General features: G+C 48.8%; 15 protein-coding genes and 1 other annotated feature. Of the genes, 4 read left to right on the top strand and 11 right to left on the bottom strand.

What is annotated here, in order from left to right; translation table 11 throughout:
• Positions 1 to 248: 248 nt before the first annotated feature.
• The 9 genes from hisIE to hisL form a co-directional block, all read right to left on the bottom strand.
• Complete coding sequence (hisIE, locus tag PT300_12535; protein MDF7681371.1) at positions 249 to 848, bottom strand: bifunctional phosphoribosyl-AMP cyclohydrolase/phosphoribosyl-ATP diphosphatase HisIE; 600 nt, start codon at positions 846 to 848, stop codon at positions 249 to 251.
• Positions 842 to 1,618 (bottom strand): imidazole glycerol phosphate synthase subunit HisF, encoded by a 777-nt coding sequence (hisF, locus tag PT300_12530; protein MDF7681370.1) that lies wholly within the window; start codon positions 1,616 to 1,618, stop codon positions 842 to 844. Before hisF ends, hisIE begins: the two co-directional genes overlap by 7 nt.
• Entirely contained in the window at positions 1,600 to 2,337 is a 738-nt protein-coding gene (hisA, locus tag PT300_12525; GenBank protein ID MDF7681369.1) for a 1-(5-phosphoribosyl)-5-[(5-phosphoribosylamino)methylideneamino]imidazole-4-carboxamide isomerase, read from the bottom strand. Before hisA ends, hisF begins: the two co-directional genes overlap by 19 nt.
• The gene (gene hisH, locus PT300_12520; GenBank protein ID MDF7681368.1) at positions 2,337 to 2,927 is read right to left on the bottom strand and encodes an imidazole glycerol phosphate synthase subunit HisH; all 591 of its coding nucleotides are present in this window, start codon (positions 2,925 to 2,927) and stop codon (positions 2,337 to 2,339) included. Before hisH ends, hisA begins: the two co-directional genes overlap by 1 nt.
• Positions 2,927 to 3,994, bottom strand: a complete 1,068-nt coding sequence (gene hisB, locus PT300_12515) for a bifunctional histidinol-phosphatase/imidazoleglycerol-phosphate dehydratase HisB (GenBank protein ID MDF7681367.1) — start codon at positions 3,992 to 3,994, stop codon at positions 2,927 to 2,929. Before hisB ends, hisH begins: the two co-directional genes overlap by 1 nt.
• Positions 3,991 to 5,052, bottom strand: a complete 1,062-nt coding sequence (gene hisC, locus PT300_12510) for a histidinol-phosphate transaminase (GenBank protein ID MDF7681366.1) — start codon at positions 5,050 to 5,052, stop codon at positions 3,991 to 3,993. The genes hisB and hisC overlap by 4 nt, the downstream gene beginning before the upstream one ends.
• Entirely contained in the window at positions 5,049 to 6,353 is a 1,305-nt protein-coding gene (hisD, locus tag PT300_12505) for a histidinol dehydrogenase (GenBank protein ID MDF7681365.1), read from the bottom strand. Before hisD ends, hisC begins: the two co-directional genes overlap by 4 nt.
• A gap of 37 nt (positions 6,354 to 6,390) precedes the next feature.
• Complete coding sequence (gene hisG, locus PT300_12500; protein ID MDF7681364.1) at positions 6,391 to 7,290, bottom strand: ATP phosphoribosyltransferase; 900 nt, start codon at positions 7,288 to 7,290, stop codon at positions 6,391 to 6,393.
• Positions 7,291 to 7,324: 34 nt separating this feature from the next.
• Positions 7,325 to 7,448: a sequence feature (His leader region), on the bottom strand.
• Positions 7,424 to 7,474: a his operon leader peptide gene (hisL, locus tag PT300_12495; GenBank protein ID MDF7681363.1), complete on the bottom strand. Its 51-nt coding sequence runs from the start codon at positions 7,472 to 7,474 to the stop codon at positions 7,424 to 7,426. Its footprint overlaps the feature before it by 25 nt.
• Positions 7,475 to 7,963: 489 nt before the next feature.
• On the opposite strand from hisL, the gene PT300_12490 reads away from it, so the two are divergent.
• Positions 7,964 to 9,322, top strand: coding sequence for an APC family permease (locus tag PT300_12490; protein MDF7681362.1), 1,359 nt, complete (start codon positions 7,964 to 7,966; stop codon positions 9,320 to 9,322).
• 65 nt (positions 9,323 to 9,387) lie between these two features.
• On the opposite strand, the gene sbcB is transcribed toward PT300_12490, so the two are convergent.
• Positions 9,388 to 10,812, bottom strand: a complete 1,425-nt coding sequence (gene sbcB / locus PT300_12485) for an exodeoxyribonuclease I (protein ID MDF7681361.1) — start codon at positions 10,810 to 10,812, stop codon at positions 9,388 to 9,390.
• 395 nt (positions 10,813 to 11,207) lie between these two features.
• Between sbcB and PT300_12480 the strand changes: the two genes are divergently transcribed.
• Positions 11,208 to 11,543 (top strand): DUF496 family protein, encoded by a 336-nt coding sequence (locus tag PT300_12480; GenBank protein MDF7681360.1) that lies wholly within the window; start codon positions 11,208 to 11,210, stop codon positions 11,541 to 11,543.
• Positions 11,544 to 11,939: 396 nt separating this feature from the next.
• The gene (gene shiA / locus PT300_12475; protein MDF7681359.1) at positions 11,940 to 13,262 is read left to right on the top strand and encodes a shikimate transporter; all 1,323 of its coding nucleotides are present in this window, start codon (positions 11,940 to 11,942) and stop codon (positions 13,260 to 13,262) included.
• A 268-nt stretch (positions 13,263 to 13,530) separates the two neighbouring features.
• Here the strand turns inward: shiA and PT300_12470 are convergent, their stop codons facing one another.
• The gene (locus PT300_12470) at positions 13,531 to 13,935 is read right to left on the bottom strand and encodes a DUF1311 domain-containing protein (GenBank protein ID MDF7681358.1); all 405 of its coding nucleotides are present in this window, start codon (positions 13,933 to 13,935) and stop codon (positions 13,531 to 13,533) included.
• Between the two features lie 267 nt (positions 13,936 to 14,202).
• Here PT300_12470 and PT300_12465 point away from each other — a divergent pair, with 267 nt between their 5' ends.
• Positions 14,203 to 15,591, top strand: a complete 1,389-nt coding sequence (locus PT300_12465) for a SpnT protein (protein MDF7681357.1) — start codon at positions 14,203 to 14,205, stop codon at positions 15,589 to 15,591.
• The last annotated feature ends 128 nt before the right edge of the window (positions 15,592 to 15,719 follow it).

Raw genomic sequence — 15,719 nt, 5'->3', positions numbered from 1 at the left:
GATTTTTTTAATCAGCAGATCATGTCCCGCAGTATATTAAAAAATCATGTGATATAATCTGAATTAAAGTGATGCACTTTCCATATCTCAATTTTTTACTTATTATCCAGGTATGAGACAGCACTCGAAATTTTCATGTACTACGTGTACACTGCATTTTTCTTGCACTGTCCGTGGGTAGCCTGGTTGTATCAGGTGCTTAATTCATACTTTTCCTGTGGCTTCTTATTACTGTGAGCAGGTCATGCTCAATGACGCCGCCGTAAATTATCAATCACATCACCTAAAGTCAGGTTTTGATCCTGCAACAAGACCAGCAGATGGTATAACAGATCGGATGCTTCATTTGTTAATTCGCACCGATCATGCACGGTTGCCGCGAGGGCTGTTTCGACACCTTCTTCCCCCACTTTTTGTGCAATGCGTTTGGTACCACTGGCATAGAGTTTTGCGGTATAAGAGTGGGCGGGATCAGCGGTTTTACGGGCTGCCAGCAGTTGTTCCAGTTGATAGAGGAATAGCCATTGATGTCCGGCATGATCACCAAAACAACTGGTGGTTCCCTGATGACAGGTGGGGCCGGTTGGCTTAGCCTGTATCAGCAACGTATCATTATCACAGTCTGGCGTTATGCTGACGACATGGAGAAAGTTGCCTGAAGTTTCTCCTTTCGTCCATAAGCGTTGTTTGCTGCGCGACCAGAAGGTGACTTTGCCGCTCTGTTCCGTCTGTCTCAGTGCGGGTTGATTCATATAACCGAGCATCAGCACTTCACCAGAAATAGCATGCTGAATAATGGCAGGAACCAGGCCCGCTGTTTTTTGCCAGTCCAGTTGTTCACTCAACATACTCTCATCTCCACACCCTGGTCAGCCAGGTACATTTTCAGTTCACCAATATTGATAATTTGTTTGTGAAACACGGAAGCCGCCAGTGCGCCATCAACACGGGCATCACGAAAGGCTTCCAGAAAGTGTGCCATCGTACCCGCCCCCCCTGAAGCGATAAGCGGCACATGACACAGGGCGCGAATTTCACTTAATTGCTGCAGATCATAGCCGTTACATACGCCATCCTGGTTCATCATGTTGAGGACGATCTCCCCGGCTCCCCGTTGCTGCACCTCCTGTACCCAGGCAGGCGTTTGCCATTGGGTTATCCGGGTACGATGTTCATCACCGCTATATTGATTAACCTGATATTGACCACTGCGGGCGTCATACCAGCTATCGATGCCCACCACAATACATTGCACACCAAAGCGATCCGCCAGTCGGCTAATCAGCGAAGGATCGGCCAGCGCTGGTGAGTTGACTGAAATTTTATCTGCGCCAAAAGAGAGGATTTGTGCTGCATCATCCAGTGATCTGATCCCACCGGCAACACAGAATGGAATATCGATCACTTCAGCCACCCGCGCGATCCAGCTTTTGTCCACCACCCGTCCGGCGCTGGAGGCGGTGATATCGTAAAATACCAGCTCATCTGCACCTTCGTCAGCGTAGCGTTTTGCCAGTGGTACGATATCCCCCATCACGGTATGATGGCGAAATTGTACCCCCTTGACGACCTGACCATCACGCACATCAAGACAGGGAATTATCCGTTTTGCCAGCATTGGATCGCCTCCATGAGAGTAAATTTTCCGTCCAGTAGCGCCCGGCCCACAATGACCCCACTCACGCCGGTAGAACGAAGTGCAGCGATATCATCAAGGGTGCCGATGCCCCCCGAAGCCTGAAAAGCGATCTGTGGATAACGGGCACAAATTTGCTGATATAAAGCGACATTGGCACCGCTCAGGGTGCCATCGCGAGAGATATCAGTACATAAAATATGCGCTAAACCTGATGGCAGATAGCTGTCGACTAACGTTTCGAGCAGGGTCGCGGAATTTTCCTGCCAGCCACTGATCGCCACCTGTTTATTACCCTGATCGTCAATGCGCACATCCAACGCTAATACCAGCTGTTGTGGCCCAAATCGGCGAAACCAGTTGCTGACCATTTCCGGTGATTTGACTGCGGTTGAGCCGATCACCACCCGGGAAACCCCGGCATCCAGTAGCGCGCTGATATCCTCGGTATGGCGCACACCACCACCAACCTGAACCGGAATATTCACACCCGCAACGAGCTTTTTAAGCAGCGTGATTTGCCGTTTTTGTGGATCTCGGGCACCGGTCAGATCGACCAGATGCAGAAATTCAGCCCCTTGTTCAGCACAGGATTGCAAATAGTGCAGGGGGTTATTAGCGTAATGGCGCTGTTGCTGGTAATCGCCCTGCTGCAGGCGAACCACAGTACCGTCAATGAAATCTAACGCAGGAATTATCATTACATCTCCAGAAAATTTTTCAGTAATTGCGCTCCGGCCTGGCCTGAGCGTTCCGGATGGAACTGGACACCCAAAAAGTTATCTTTCTGCACGGCGGCGCTGAAGGGCGTGCCATAGTCACAGAGGGTGACAGTAGCGGTACTGACGGGCATGGCATAGCTGTGAACGAAGTAGAACCAGGCACCGGGATTGATGCCATCAAATAGCGCACTTTCCACCACCGGTGAGACCTGATTCCAGCCCATATGCGGTAGCGGCAGCCCGTGATCGGCGATTTTGCTGATATCAGAATCGATAATCCCCAGCAACGGAACGCCATTGTTCTCTTCACTGAATCGCGCCAGTAACTGCATACCGAGACAAATCCCCAATAGCGGCTGGGTGCAGGTTTTAATCAAGGTTATCAGTTTGCGCTGCTCAAGCTGCTGCATGGCCGCCTGCGCGGTACCGACGCCGGGTAATAACAGTTTATCGGCCGCTGAGATGATCTCAGGATCGTGGCTGACGACAGGCCGATACCCCAGGCGATGGATGGCCTGACGTACCGAGTTAAGGTTGGCACAACCGGTATCGATGATCACCACATTCATCACAATACCCCTTTCGATGAGGGCAGGCGGTCCCCCTGCGCAGCAATCGCCTGTCGCAGGGTACGACCGAAGGCTTTAAATAAACTCTCGGCACGATGATGATCATTCCTGCCTTTGGTTTTCAGATGTAACGTGATGCCCATCGTGTACGAGAGGGAGCGGAAAAAGTGTTCAATCATTTCCGTGCTCAGATCGCCCACCCGCTGATAAGTGAAGTTAGCTTTATATTCGAGATACGGGCGACCAGATATATCCAGTGCACAGCGTGCCAGACACTCATCCATGGGCAGAACAAAACCAAAACGATTGATACCGCGCTTCTCACCCAGCGCCAGTTTCAGAGCCTCGCCGAGCGCAAGACCGGTATCCTCCACTGTATGGTGATCATCGATATAGCGATCGCCATTCACCTTAATAGCCAGTCGAAAACCGCCGTGGGTGGCGATCTGATCGAGCATATGATCGAAAAAACCGATCCCGGTGGTAATCTGGCTGTGACCTTCGCGATCCAGCCAGACGCTGATAGCCACCTGGGTCTCTTTGGTATTGCGCTGGACGCTAGCGTGGCGGTTACGGCGCGTGAGTTGCTCACTGATCGCTGACCAGCTCCGCTGCTGACGGTCATAACGCAGGCCCGTGATCCCCATATTATCGGCCAGTGCCATATCGCTATCACGATCACCAATCACATAACTATGGGCTTTATCGATAACGCCTTCAGCCAGCCACGGCAGGACCAGTTGTGTCTTCGGTTTGCGACAGGCGCAATGATCAGCCGGAAGATGCGGGCAAATCAGCACCTCTTCAAATATCACCCCCTGGGATGAAAACAGCTGCAGCATCAGGTTATGGGGCCCGTCAAAAGCCGCTTGTGGCAGGCTGTCAGTTCCCAGACCATCCTGATTACTGATCATCACCAGCTTATAGCCTGCCTGCTGCAACGTTAACAATGCCGGGATCACCTGTGGCTCAAAATGCAACTTATCAAAACGATCAACCTGAAAATTGCTGGCAGGCTCTTCAATCAGCGTGCCGTCACGATCAATAAAGAGAAATTTCTGGCTCATACACACTCCGCGGTTAACGCGTCAATCAGACGCTGGCTCTCAACACGGCTACCGACAGTGATACGCCAGCAATCGTTTAATGTGGGCTGCTGACTCTGATCGCGCAGGATAATGCCCTGTTGCCATAACGCGTCAAATATGCGCCGCGCGTTGTTAACCCGCACCAGCAGATAATTTGCCTGCGAGGGGTACACCTGCTCAATACAGGCGATATCACGTAGCTGGTGTTGCAGGTATTCACGTTCATCAAGAACTTGCGCGACTCTGGCACGCATTGCCGCCATGCCAGGCTGATCGAGCGCCTGAGCCGCAATATCGGCCACCGGGGTGGGAATGGGATAAGGGGCGATAACTTTCAACAGCATGCGGATCACCTGCTCATGAGCGAGGGTGAAACCGCAGCGTAAACCGGCGAGCGCAAAAGCTTTTGACAAAGTCCGCAGGATGACCAGATGAGGATATTCATCTAACCTGCTGACCCACGTCGCGTGAGGGCAAAATTCAATATAGGCTTCATCGACAACGACCAGTGCTTTTCCGCGCGTCAGGGTCAGTAATGCCTGAATATCATGTGGCCGGATAAGCTGTCCGGTGGGGTTGTTGGGACTACAGATAAACACCACTTTTACCCCCGCGAGATGAGCGGAGATGGCCGGTAAATCAAGTTGCCAGTCACGCAGGACGGGCACCATCCGACAGTCGACCCCACAGCTTTCAGCACTGACGCGGTACATTCCGTAAGTGGGGGGACAACACAGGATGGCGTCTTGTCCTGGTTCACAAAAGGTGCGGATAATCAGCTCAATTCCTTCATCGGCCCCACGGCTGACTAATACCTGTTGTGGCCTCACGCCAGCATAATCGGCGTAGCGGGTCACTACCGCTTCTGGCTGGCATTCGGGATAGCGGTTAAAGGTCTGCCGGGTCAACGGAAATTCGACCGCTGCCGGAAATTCATTCGCGTTCAGCCAGACATCACCGTTGCCACCAAGACGACGGGCAGACTGATAGGGTGTCAGCTCACGTATACAAGTGCGGGCTAAATTTTCAGGGTTCATATAGCCTCCTTCAGAGCGGCAACACGCAACGTTACGGCATTTTTATGGGCCGTTAGCTGTTCGGCGGCAGCCAGTGTTTCGATAGTGGCAGCGAGCGAGCGAAAACCTTCGCGTGATAACTCCTGAACGGTCATCCGTTTCTGAAAATCGGCCACGCCCAGGCTGGAACAGGTGGCGGTATAACCGTAAGTGGGTAACACGTGATTGGTGCCAGAAGCGTAATCACCCGCCGATTCCGGTGACCAGTCGCCTAAGAATATCGAACCGGCACTGGTTATCTCGTCCGCCAGTTCACGGGCGTTGCGCGTTTGGATAATCAGGTGTTCCGGGCCATAGCGGTTGGCGATAGCCACGCACTGGCTGAGGCTTGCGGCGATAATAATACGGCTGGCGGCCAGGGCCTGACGGGCGGTTTCTGCCCGGGGAAGGAGAGCCAGTTGCTGCTCAACCGCGTGGATGACACGTTGAGCAATCGTAATATCGGGAGTCAGCAGGATAACCTGTGAATCCGGGCCATGTTCTGCCTGCGACAGTAAATCTGCGGCGATAAAATCAGGATTGGCGCCCCTGTCGGCGATCACTAAGACTTCTGACGGCCCGGCGGGCATATCGATCGCTGCGCCCTCCAGACGCTGACTCACCTGGCGTTTCGCCTCGGTAACCCAGGCATTACCCGGACCAAAAATTTTATCAACTTTATTCACCGATTCGGTCCCAAAAGCCAGTGCCGCGATCGCCTGTGCCCCTCCGAGCTGGAAAATATCACGGATACCGCATAGCTGAGCGGCATAGAGGATTTCATCAGCAATCGGCGGCGGGGAGCATAAACTTATCTGCTGACAACCGGCAATCCGGGCCGGTATTGCCAGCATCAACACCGTCGAGAAGAGGGGCGCCGAGCCGCCAGGAATATATAACCCAACCGAGGCAATGGGGCGCGTAACTTGCTGACAACGCACACCGGGCAGCGTTTCTATATCGACCTCTGGTAGCTGCTGAGCATGATGGAAAGTGGTGATATTTTTGACCGCGATCGCCATCGCCTGTTTCAGCTCATCGCTCAGGCGGTCACTGGCGGCGGTGATGGCTTCGCGAGTGACCTTGAGCGTCTTAACCTCGGTTTTATCAAACCGGGCGTTATATTCATGCAACGCGGCATCGCCGCGATGTTTAATCTGAGACAGAATATCGGCCACTGTGCGGCTGATATTGTCGGAGGCGGTGATTGCCGGACGTATTAATAGTTGTTGCTGTTGTGCCGCGCTACAACGATCCCAGTCAATAATGGTATTAAAGCTCATCGTTATCCCCTGTTTATACGCTGATTCATGGTTGACGTTATGCCATCATTTTTTCAATGGGCAGCACCAGGATAGAGCTGGCACCCAGCATTTTGAGTTGTTCCATCGTTTCCCAGAACAGCGTTTCACTACTGACCATGTGCATAGCAACATGTTGCTGGTCGCCAGCCAGAGGTAAAATAGTCGGCCGCTCAGCACCCGGTAACAGGGCGATGACCTCGTCCAGGCGTGCCGCAGGGGCATGCATCATGATGTATTTGGATTCCCGCGCCTGAATAATTCCCTGGATGCGAATTAACAGACGATCGATAAGTTGCTGCTTGCCCTCACTCATCTCCCCTTTACGCTGAATAAGACAGGCTTTTGAGCGATAGATAGTTTCCACTTCGCGCAGACCATTAGCCTCCAGTGTGGCACCGGTAGAGACCAGATCGCAGATAGCGTCCGCGAGGCCAGCACGCGGCGCGACCTCGACAGAACCATTCAGTAAACAGGATTTAAACGTGATCCCTTGCTGATCAAGATAACGCTTTAACAGGTGAGGGTAGGAGGTGGCGATGCGCTTACCCTCCAGTGTGAGCGGGCCGTCCCAGTGTTCATTGGCGGGCATAGCCAGTGACAGGCGACAGCCACCAAAGTCAAGGCGACGCAGTGTAAAATAGTCGGGGTCTTCCCCCTGGGCGCGCCGTGTCAACAGCGCCTCTTCGAGAACATTTTCCCCGACGATCCCCAGATCGACGACCCCATCCATAATCAGTCCGGGAATGTCGTCATCGCGCACACGGAGAACATCGATCGGCATATTTTCCGCCAGCGCGATCAGGCGCTGGCTATGGAAATTAACTTTGATCCCACAATGGTTAAGGAGCTGGTGTGAATCGTCACTCAGGCGTCCTGATTTTTGTATCGCGATACGTAATCGATAATTGTCAGACATGCTGTTTCCCTCTGTATCCGTATGAATTTGATCCAAAAAAAAGCCCCCGGAAGTTGATCTTCCGGGGGCTTTATCCACGCTCATGCACCGCTGGAAGATCGTAAATGTCTTCCAGCACACATCGCCTGAAAGACTAGCCAGGATGATGGTGGTGATGGTGATGTTTAAACTGAACGTGGTTCATAAAATTCTCAGCGAATGATGAAACAGATAATGTTTTCTAAGCTAAACTACCTTAACGGCGAAATGCAAGCGCTTTTTGCTACTATTATCTTATCGCCATTCAGCCACGTGAAATGGCCTCGACCGAGCCCGAAATACCGGGTTTTGAGTATCAGCACCTGGACACGTGATCATAGAAGATGCCTGTTGGGCCGGGCGATATGATCCGTTTCCGCCACAGATGGCGACTATTTTAAATGACAACATATTGTCTTTTATTAAAAAATATCGCATAATGACCAACCTGTATCATCAGACACTGGCCGACCCTTTTTTAAAGGGTCGGTTATTTTTTTGGTTTTACAGAAACATTATCCAATACCAAGAGGCCGGGCTTCGTACCGGATAGATATTTACTAAAAAACGACCGTCGTTGTCGCTGAGGAATACACTGCAATGGGGCACTTTTTTGCTTACGCGCTGGCTCTCACCGTAAAAGGGGATAACCACCATGTCGCATAACATTACTCCAAACACCTCTCGCGTGGAATTACGTAAAACTCTGACGTTGATTCCGGTTATTATGATGGGCCTTGCCTATATGCAGCCGATGACGCTATTTGATACATTTGGTATCGTCTCCAGGCTGACCGACGGTCATGTCGCAACGGCCTATGTATTCGCGTTAACCGCAATCCTCTTTACGGCGCTGAGCTACGGTAAATTGATTCGTCGTTTTCCGTCTGCGGGTTCCGCCTATACCTATGCCCAGAAATCTATCCACCCCATCGTTGGCTTTATGGTGGGCTGGTCATCGCTGCTGGACTATCTGTTTATGCCGATGATCAATATTTTGCTGGCAAAGATTTACTTTGAAGCACTGCTTCCCAGTGTACCTTCATGGATCTTTGTTGTGGCGCTGGTTGCCTTTATGACTCTTTTTAATCTGCGTAGCATCAAGTCAGTCGCCAATTTCAATACGCTGATTGTTGTTCTGCAGATGGGGATTATCGCCGTCATTCTGGGTTTGATCATCTATGGGGTGATGCATGGCGAAGGAACCGGAACGCTGGTCAGTACGCGCCCGTTCTGGTCGCAAGGATCCCATGTGGTGCCGATGATCACCGGCGCGACAATTCTGTGCTTCTCCTTTCTCGGTTTTGATGGTATTTCTTCGCTTTCAGAAGAGACCAAAGACGCCGGGCGCGTCATTCCGCGTGCTATTTTTCTGACGGCGTTGATTGGTGGCTTAATCTTTATTGTCACCTCTTATTTTTTACAGTTGTATTTTCCGGATATCTCACGGTTTAAAAATCCGGATGAATCACAACCCGAAATCATGCTGTATGTCGCCGGAAAAACCTTCCAGTGGGGAGTACTGGTGTTCTCCAGTGTGACCGTCCTCGCATCTGGCATGGCAGCACATGCTGGTGTTTCCCGTCTGATGTATGTGATGGGGCGTGATGGCGCTTTCCCGACGCGCTTTTTTGGCTACATACATCCTAAATGGCGCACCCCGGCATGGAATGTATTGCTGGTCGGTGCCATTGCGCTGCTGGCGGTGAAGTTTGACCTCGTGACAGCGACCGCATTGATTAACTTTGGTGCATTAGTGGCATTCACGTTTGTTAATTTATCAGTCATCTCACAGTTCTGGATCCGTGAGAAACATAATAAGAGCCTGAAGGATCATATAAACTATTTGATTCTGCCGATTTGTGGTGCGTTAACAGTCGGAGCGTTATGGCTGAATCTTGAAGAGAACTCGATGGTGCTGGGTCTGATTTGGGGAAGTTTAGGCTTGCTGTATCTGGGCTGTGTCACCCGGGTATTCCGTAATCCGGTACCACAATATGAAGATATTGCCTGACATGACAATGTTGTAAACCAATAAGCCGATGGCCAGCAAACCATCGGCTTTTTTGTGCGCCACAGTTACACAATATGCTGTGCGTATTGCCACAGTGCTTTCAGAAGTGTCTGTTTCTCGTTATCGTCGCTGTATTGCTGATAAAGCATCTGTAGTTCATCGGCATAAGCCTGTAAAAACTCCGCAGTAAACACTTCACGACGATGGGCTAACCAGCGTTGGTGTTCGCTGTCTGTCAGGGTGCCGGGGAAGTTACGTGCACGGTAGTTAAACAACAAACGCTCAATACGTTTATCGGCAAAGGTAAGATCCAGTGCCGGCAAATTATGGGGTTCAGTTTGCCGGATAATATCCATCGCCGCACGATCAGCATCGCTGAAAAAGCCGGCATACAGCTGGTTATCAACGTTATCTGAAGGGGGTAAGGGGGGCGCATCGGCAAAGAGTGCGACCACTTTTTCGCGCACCTGAGGATAGCGACGTAATTGTTGCAGATTATCGAGACAATGCTGGCGGTTGATACCCAGTCGCTCAGCGTCTTCAGCCCGCAGAGTATTGGCTGGGGCTAAGACCGGACATTTATTCAGATGTACCAGCTTTATGGGAATCGCGGTCTGTTCTCCGAGTTCGATTTTTGGTGTATACAGGCGCTCACGAAGGGTATCGGCCTCCAGATCGAGCAGTGGTGATATATCGCCAGCGAGATCGACCATGATAACTGCATTGCGATTATCCGGATGCCAGGCGAGGGGGGCGACCCAACTGGTGTTGCCCCGTGCCGCACCAAACATGCCGGAGACATGCACCAGTGGCTTCATCTGTGGAATGTCAATCAGGGTCGCCAGTTTGCGCTTATGACGATAACCATAAAGATAATCAAACAATTTAGGCTGGCAGGACTTTACCCGTTTCGCCATCGCGATAGTGGCATAAACATCGGCCATTGCATCATGGGCGTTGCTGTGTTCGATATCGTTAGCGACGGTCAGATGTTCCAGACGAAAACTCGGCAGACCATCGCTATTTACCGGCCAGTTAATCCCTTCCGGGCGGAGTGCGTAGCAGGCACGCATCACATCCAGTAGATCCCAGCGCGAGTTATCATGCCGCCAGCTCCAGGCGTAAGGATCGTAAAAATTACGGTAAAAAAGATGACGACTGACCTCATCGTCGAAACGGACATTGTTATAACCGACGATACAGGTTTGCGGCACGGTGAACAGATCATGGATATGACCAGCAAACAGGGCTTCGTTTTCACCTTTGGCGAGCGCCTGCTGGGGAGTGATACCGGTCACTAGTACTGCCTGAGGTTGTGGCAGATAGTCATCAGCGGGCTTGCAGTAGAAAATTTCCGCTTCACCGATGATATTCAGTGCTTCATCGGTGCGGATAGCCGCAAACTGTGCCGGGCGATCAAGCGCCGGATGCGTGCCAAAAGTTTCATAATCGTGAAATAAAAATCCAGGTTGACTGGCGCTCTTTTGCATCGTCTTTTTATTATCCCTAGTGGCTGGCGGCTGGATCGACACGCTTCAGGCAGCATCGGGCAAAACGCAGATGCGTATAAAACAGTGATAACCCGTGTTTCATTGCATAGTCAGCCTGAAGAGTGATGAGTCGGTATGGTAATCGATTTGCCTGGATAGCAGAAGTGTGCTGACAACGCAGCTTTTTTCGCCCCGCTTGCCAGCGTCATCCTGCCTGTTAACCTTATCGCTTAAGCGTATTAACGCAACGCCAGGTCAATGGCGCGACCGATAGTATGAAATAAAGGATATAATAAATACCAGCGAAAAGTATTGTCATCTGCGATGATTACCCATTATGGTAACATGACAGGGTCGACAATGGGGTGAATCTTAAAATATCAGGGGGTACCAAAATGGAAATAGTCAAACCGTCTTTCCAGAATGTGGTTGAATTTGTTCGTCTGTACCGTCGAAAAAATAAGTTACAGCGTGAAATTCAGGATGCTGAAAAAAAGATCCGTGATAACCAGAAGCGCGTATTGTTGCTGGATAATCTGAGCGACTATATCAAGCCGGGGATGAGTGTTGAGGCAATACAGAGCATTATTGCCAGCATGAAAAGTGATTATGAAGATCGCGTGGATGATTACATCATTAAGAACGCTGAACTCTCGAAAGAACGACGTGATATCTCTAAAAAGCTGAAAGTGATGGGGGAAGCGAAGGCCGAAGATAAAACGGCGGGATAATCATGCTGTCGAACAGCGGTTATGTTCGCTAGCGGGCAAGGGGGCGAGATGGCGGATCATCAAGCGCTCGCCCCTTTATCCCGGAAACGGTATTACGCTGTTAGATTACTGGTCTCATTTCACGTCTTTAAATGCATCCTGAACGGTAAAAATCTTTTCTCTTATCCTGCGGCGCGGTACTCTTGGTAAAACGCGACTGAAACAGCGTTTATTCCAATAATGACTTAGAAGCTATCCCATCAGATGTTACTGGTGTAGCCAGTCTGGAGACGGACAGCGCGGAGAAACCGCAGCGTACAGGTAGTACGTGAGGATCTCGGCCACTGCCGGGAGCCAGAATGGCACGTCAAATAGCCTGATGGGACAAACTTTTATATTACGACAGACAGGATAGATATGGACCGCACGTTGAGTTCCCCCCAGCCCGCCAGGGCATCTTGTTCACTTAATCGCGCCAGAAGAGCCGCATGGGGTAGTTTTGCTGGCGCGGTGGTTGACTGGTATGATTTTTTGCTGTACGGCATTACTGCCGCGCTGGTGTTTAACCACGAATTTTTCCCGAATGTGAGCCAGGCTATGGGAAACCTTGCCGCTTTCGCCACCTTCGGCGTGGGCTTTCTGTTTCGTCCCTTAGGAGGCATCATCTTTGGCCACTTTGGCGACCGCCTCGGGCGTAAACGGATGTTGATAATGACGGTCTGGATGATGGGCCTTGCGACGACCTGCATTGGTCTGTTGCCTTCATTTAATCAGATTGGCTGGTGGGCACCTGTTTTACTGGTTATTTTACGGGCCATTCAGGGATTTGCTGTTGGCGGTGAATGGGGCGGCGCGGCGTTACTGGCGGTAGAGTGTGCGCCGGAAAAGAAAAAAGCGTTTTATAGTAGTGGCGTGCAGGTGGGTTATGGTGTCGGCCTGCTGCTCTCCACTGGCATGGTTTCGATTATCAGCGCCAATACCAGCAACGAGCAATTTCTTAGCTGGGGCTGGCGCATTCCTTTTCTGTTCAGCATTGTGCTGGTGCTGGTGACATTATGGATCCGCAATGGCATGAGCGAATCAGCGGAATTTGAAAAGCAGCAACGAGAAACAAGAGATCGCTCGCAGATGAAATATCTGCCCGTTGTCGAAGCATTACTCCTCCATCCTGGCGCTTTTTTGCAGATTATCGCGCTGCGTTTGTGCGAGCTACTAACGATGTATATTGTGACGGCTTTTGCACTCAATTACTCGACGCAGCACCTGGGATTATCACGAGAATTATTTCTCAATATCGGCTTAATCATTGGTGCTATTAGCTGCCTGACCATCCCTTTCTTCGCCTGGCTGGCTGATCGTTTTGGCCGTCGGCGAATTTATATCACGGGTGCGTTAATCGGCACATTAAGTGCTTTTCCCTTTTTTATCGCTCTCGAATACCACGCCTATCTGTGGATCCTGTTTTTTGCATTACTGCTGGCTAATATCGCTCATGATATGGTGGTGTGTGTACAGCAACCGATGTTCACTGAAATGTTTGGTGCCCGCTATCGCTACAGTGGTGCCGGTGTCGGTTACCAGGTCGCCAGTGTGGTCGGGGGAGGATTCACCCCTTTTATTGCCACTGCATTAGTGACGCATTTTAATGGTTCATGGCACAGCGTGGCGATATACCTGACTATAGGATGTCTGATCTCAGCACTCACCGCCGCATGGATGAAAAAACCCGCTCATGCATAAGTATTTTTGATTTGGTGAAATCAGTTATCGGGTTATTGACGATTCCCCCGGCAGAATCCACTTGCTGGCTTTTTCGGGGGAGCTAAGAGCCTAATGAGATAGGCTCTAAGTGACTGTCAGTATGGCTTCATAAATGTGACGGTGTTACGCTCAGGAGAGATACTTTTTATTTGTCACTCTTACTCGCAGATTAAATTTTCCGAAGCGGGTGATACGGTTCTGTGACTGAAGGACCTGCCGCCATATATAACATTACCAGTACAGAACATTACTGCTCGTAAGGTATTTCCTGCAATGTTTTGCTGCGCTCAGTATTAAATTGCGTGATACATTGATTCATAAAGTCCAGCCGCAGATTCGAGCCTTCTGCTGCCGGATGTGCTTTTAGCGCACATTGCAGATCACGAAATTTCAGCCAGGCCCGCTGCGTTTTGATAAATGCATTCAGATACGCTTTTTTCATCACCGGGTCACTGATAAAAACCTGATCGATACGATTTTGAGCGTTAGCGTATGCGGTATTCAGCAAGGCTTCGGCCTCCGTTTTATTCGTTGTGGAACAATTTAATACTTCCGTATCATTGATGGCCTGTGAACAATCCTGCAAAGCGTAGACATTCATAGTAAACATCATTGTCAGCATTAAAACTGGAACCGCAATTCTGAAATTCATCTATGACTCCCGATAATAAAAGTTTTTTAATGATCTGCACGACGCTGACCTTTTTCATCATGCCCGATTTCGTGATGCCTGTCAGTATGATAATCCCATGCCTTTCAGTATTTGTACTTAAGCGATGCCAGTTCAGGTGATAAAACACATGGTTTTGTATCATGAATAGTCATCAAGATCATCTGGTTAATTATTATGTTGAATATCATATTATAGTGTTGGTACAATTAAATTCCCCGGCTTCTTTCAAAACATCAGGATATGATTATGTCAACACTGAATCAGAAACAACTCAAAATGATGAGCACGATGTCTGCTGAACAGCTTATGGAGATAATCTGTGCTCTTGTTGAGGATAACAAACAGGCTAAATCATTACTCATCAGTCAGTATCTTGCATCGCCAGATGAAGCGCTGAAAAAAGCAGAAAGTGAATATAAAAGAAAACTAAAACTTAAACGGTTTTATGACTATTATGCGGCCGATGATTTTTTTGAAGAACTATACAGAAACATTGTTTTACCACTTGAAAAAACAGTATTAATACTGCCTGAGAAAACAGAGACTTTTTGTCATGATCTCCTGGTAACTTTTGAAAAGCTATGTCAGATTGCAGACACATCAAGCGGTAGCTGGATGAATTATTATAATAGTATTGTTGATATCTGGTTAAAAGCGCTTTCGCTGCAAAGAGATAAAGATAGCAATATTATTGCAGATAAAATAATCTCTGTACTTAAAAAGGAGAGCTATTTTTCTTTTAGTGTGTTTAACGATCATAAAAGAGACCTTGGTTATGATGTTATCCGTTCTTTAAGAGAATATTTCTTTACTCACGATAATGTCAATGCTGCGGTTGAATTAAGTCTTTATATTCTGGATATTGATTTCGTCAGGCAATGTTTGAAAAAAGGAAAACGGATTCATCCAGAGTACATTATTAATTTTGCTGAGTTGCTGGTTAATGAGCTCTGTACTGAGGAAGCGATTCTGGTACTTAATAAAATAAAAGAAGATGAATATGTTGATCATGCCGGACTTCGCAATAAATGGGCTGAAGTTCTGGCTCAGGCATTAATCGAAGAAGGTGATATTCCACGGGTCAAAGCACTTTGTATTGACGAGTTTAAGAAACGCTGTAATGTTGTTTTTTATAATCTTTATAAAAAGATAGACAAAACCACAGAGCCATTGCAGCTATTTATTGATATGGCAAAAGAGAAAGGTTTTCCCTTTGTTATCTTCTTTCTATCAGAGACAGGTTCGTATGATAAAATAGCTAATGAAATAGCTCATGCGGAAACAAAAGAAGTTTCTGAAATGCTTTCTTTTTTTAGTGGATCATTTGTTCGCTCTTTATCGAGCACTCTTTACAAACAAGGTCATGGATATTTAGCGACACTTCTTCGCCGAATATTGGTTGAGGATAATATTAGCCGTTCACAAAGTAAATATTATGGTTATGCCGCATCAGATATGAAAAAAAGCATTGATTATAGCAAAGGTATCACATGGACAACACAGGTACCATCGACAGAGGATTATTTTAAATCTCTTTTTATTACGCATAAAAGAAAATATGCGCTATGGGATATAATGGAGACAAAAATTGATGGTTTATCAGTGACAAAAGACGCAATATCTTATTCAAAGTAGATATGGAATCAGTCAATGTCTGATGACAAAACCGTTATTTATTCTCTTTCTGACTTCGTTCAGGAGAAATACGTTTCATTTGTCACTCCATCCCCTCAGACTGATTTTTCACAAGGGGTGACAACTAT

It is taken from the genome of Enterobacteriaceae bacterium ESL0689, from assembly GCA_029433525.1.
In the GTDB taxonomy this organism is placed as follows: domain Bacteria; phylum Pseudomonadota; class Gammaproteobacteria; order Enterobacterales; family Enterobacteriaceae; genus JAQTIF01.
Note: the sequence above shows the minus strand (reverse complement) of the source record. Positions and strands in the feature narration are given on the sequence as shown.

Coding starts and splice junctions, on each gene's coding strand:
- PT300_12490 (MDF7681362.1), top strand. CDS start 7,964: ATGTCGCATAACATTACTCCAAACACCTCTCGCGTGGAATTACGTAAA.
- hisA (MDF7681369.1), bottom strand. CDS start 2,337: ATGATAATTCCTGCGTTAGATTTCATTGACGGTACTGTGGTTCGCCTG.
- hisIE (MDF7681371.1), bottom strand. CDS start 848: ATGTTGAGTGAACAACTGGACTGGCAAAAAACAGCGGGCCTGGTTCCT.
- hisG (MDF7681364.1), bottom strand. CDS start 7,290: ATGTCTGACAATTATCGATTACGTATCGCGATACAAAAATCAGGACGC.
- hisC (MDF7681366.1), bottom strand. CDS start 5,052: ATGAACCCTGAAAATTTAGCCCGCACTTGTATACGTGAGCTGACACCC.
- hisF (MDF7681370.1), bottom strand. CDS start 1,618: ATGCTGGCAAAACGGATAATTCCCTGTCTTGATGTGCGTGATGGTCAG.
- hisB (MDF7681367.1), bottom strand. CDS start 3,994: ATGAGCCAGAAATTTCTCTTTATTGATCGTGACGGCACGCTGATTGAA.
- sbcB (MDF7681361.1), bottom strand. CDS start 10,812: ATGCAAAAGAGCGCCAGTCAACCTGGATTTTTATTTCACGATTATGAA.
- shiA (MDF7681359.1), top strand. CDS start 11,940: ATGGACCGCACGTTGAGTTCCCCCCAGCCCGCCAGGGCATCTTGTTCA.
- hisD (MDF7681365.1), bottom strand. CDS start 6,353: ATGAGCTTTAATACCATTATTGACTGGGATCGTTGTAGCGCGGCACAA.
- PT300_12465 (MDF7681357.1), top strand. CDS start 14,203: ATGTCAACACTGAATCAGAAACAACTCAAAATGATGAGCACGATGTCT.
- PT300_12480 (MDF7681360.1), top strand. CDS start 11,208: ATGGAAATAGTCAAACCGTCTTTCCAGAATGTGGTTGAATTTGTTCGT.
- hisH (MDF7681368.1), bottom strand. CDS start 2,927: ATGAATGTGGTGATCATCGATACCGGTTGTGCCAACCTTAACTCGGTA.
- PT300_12470 (MDF7681358.1), bottom strand. CDS start 13,935: ATGAATTTCAGAATTGCGGTTCCAGTTTTAATGCTGACAATGATGTTT.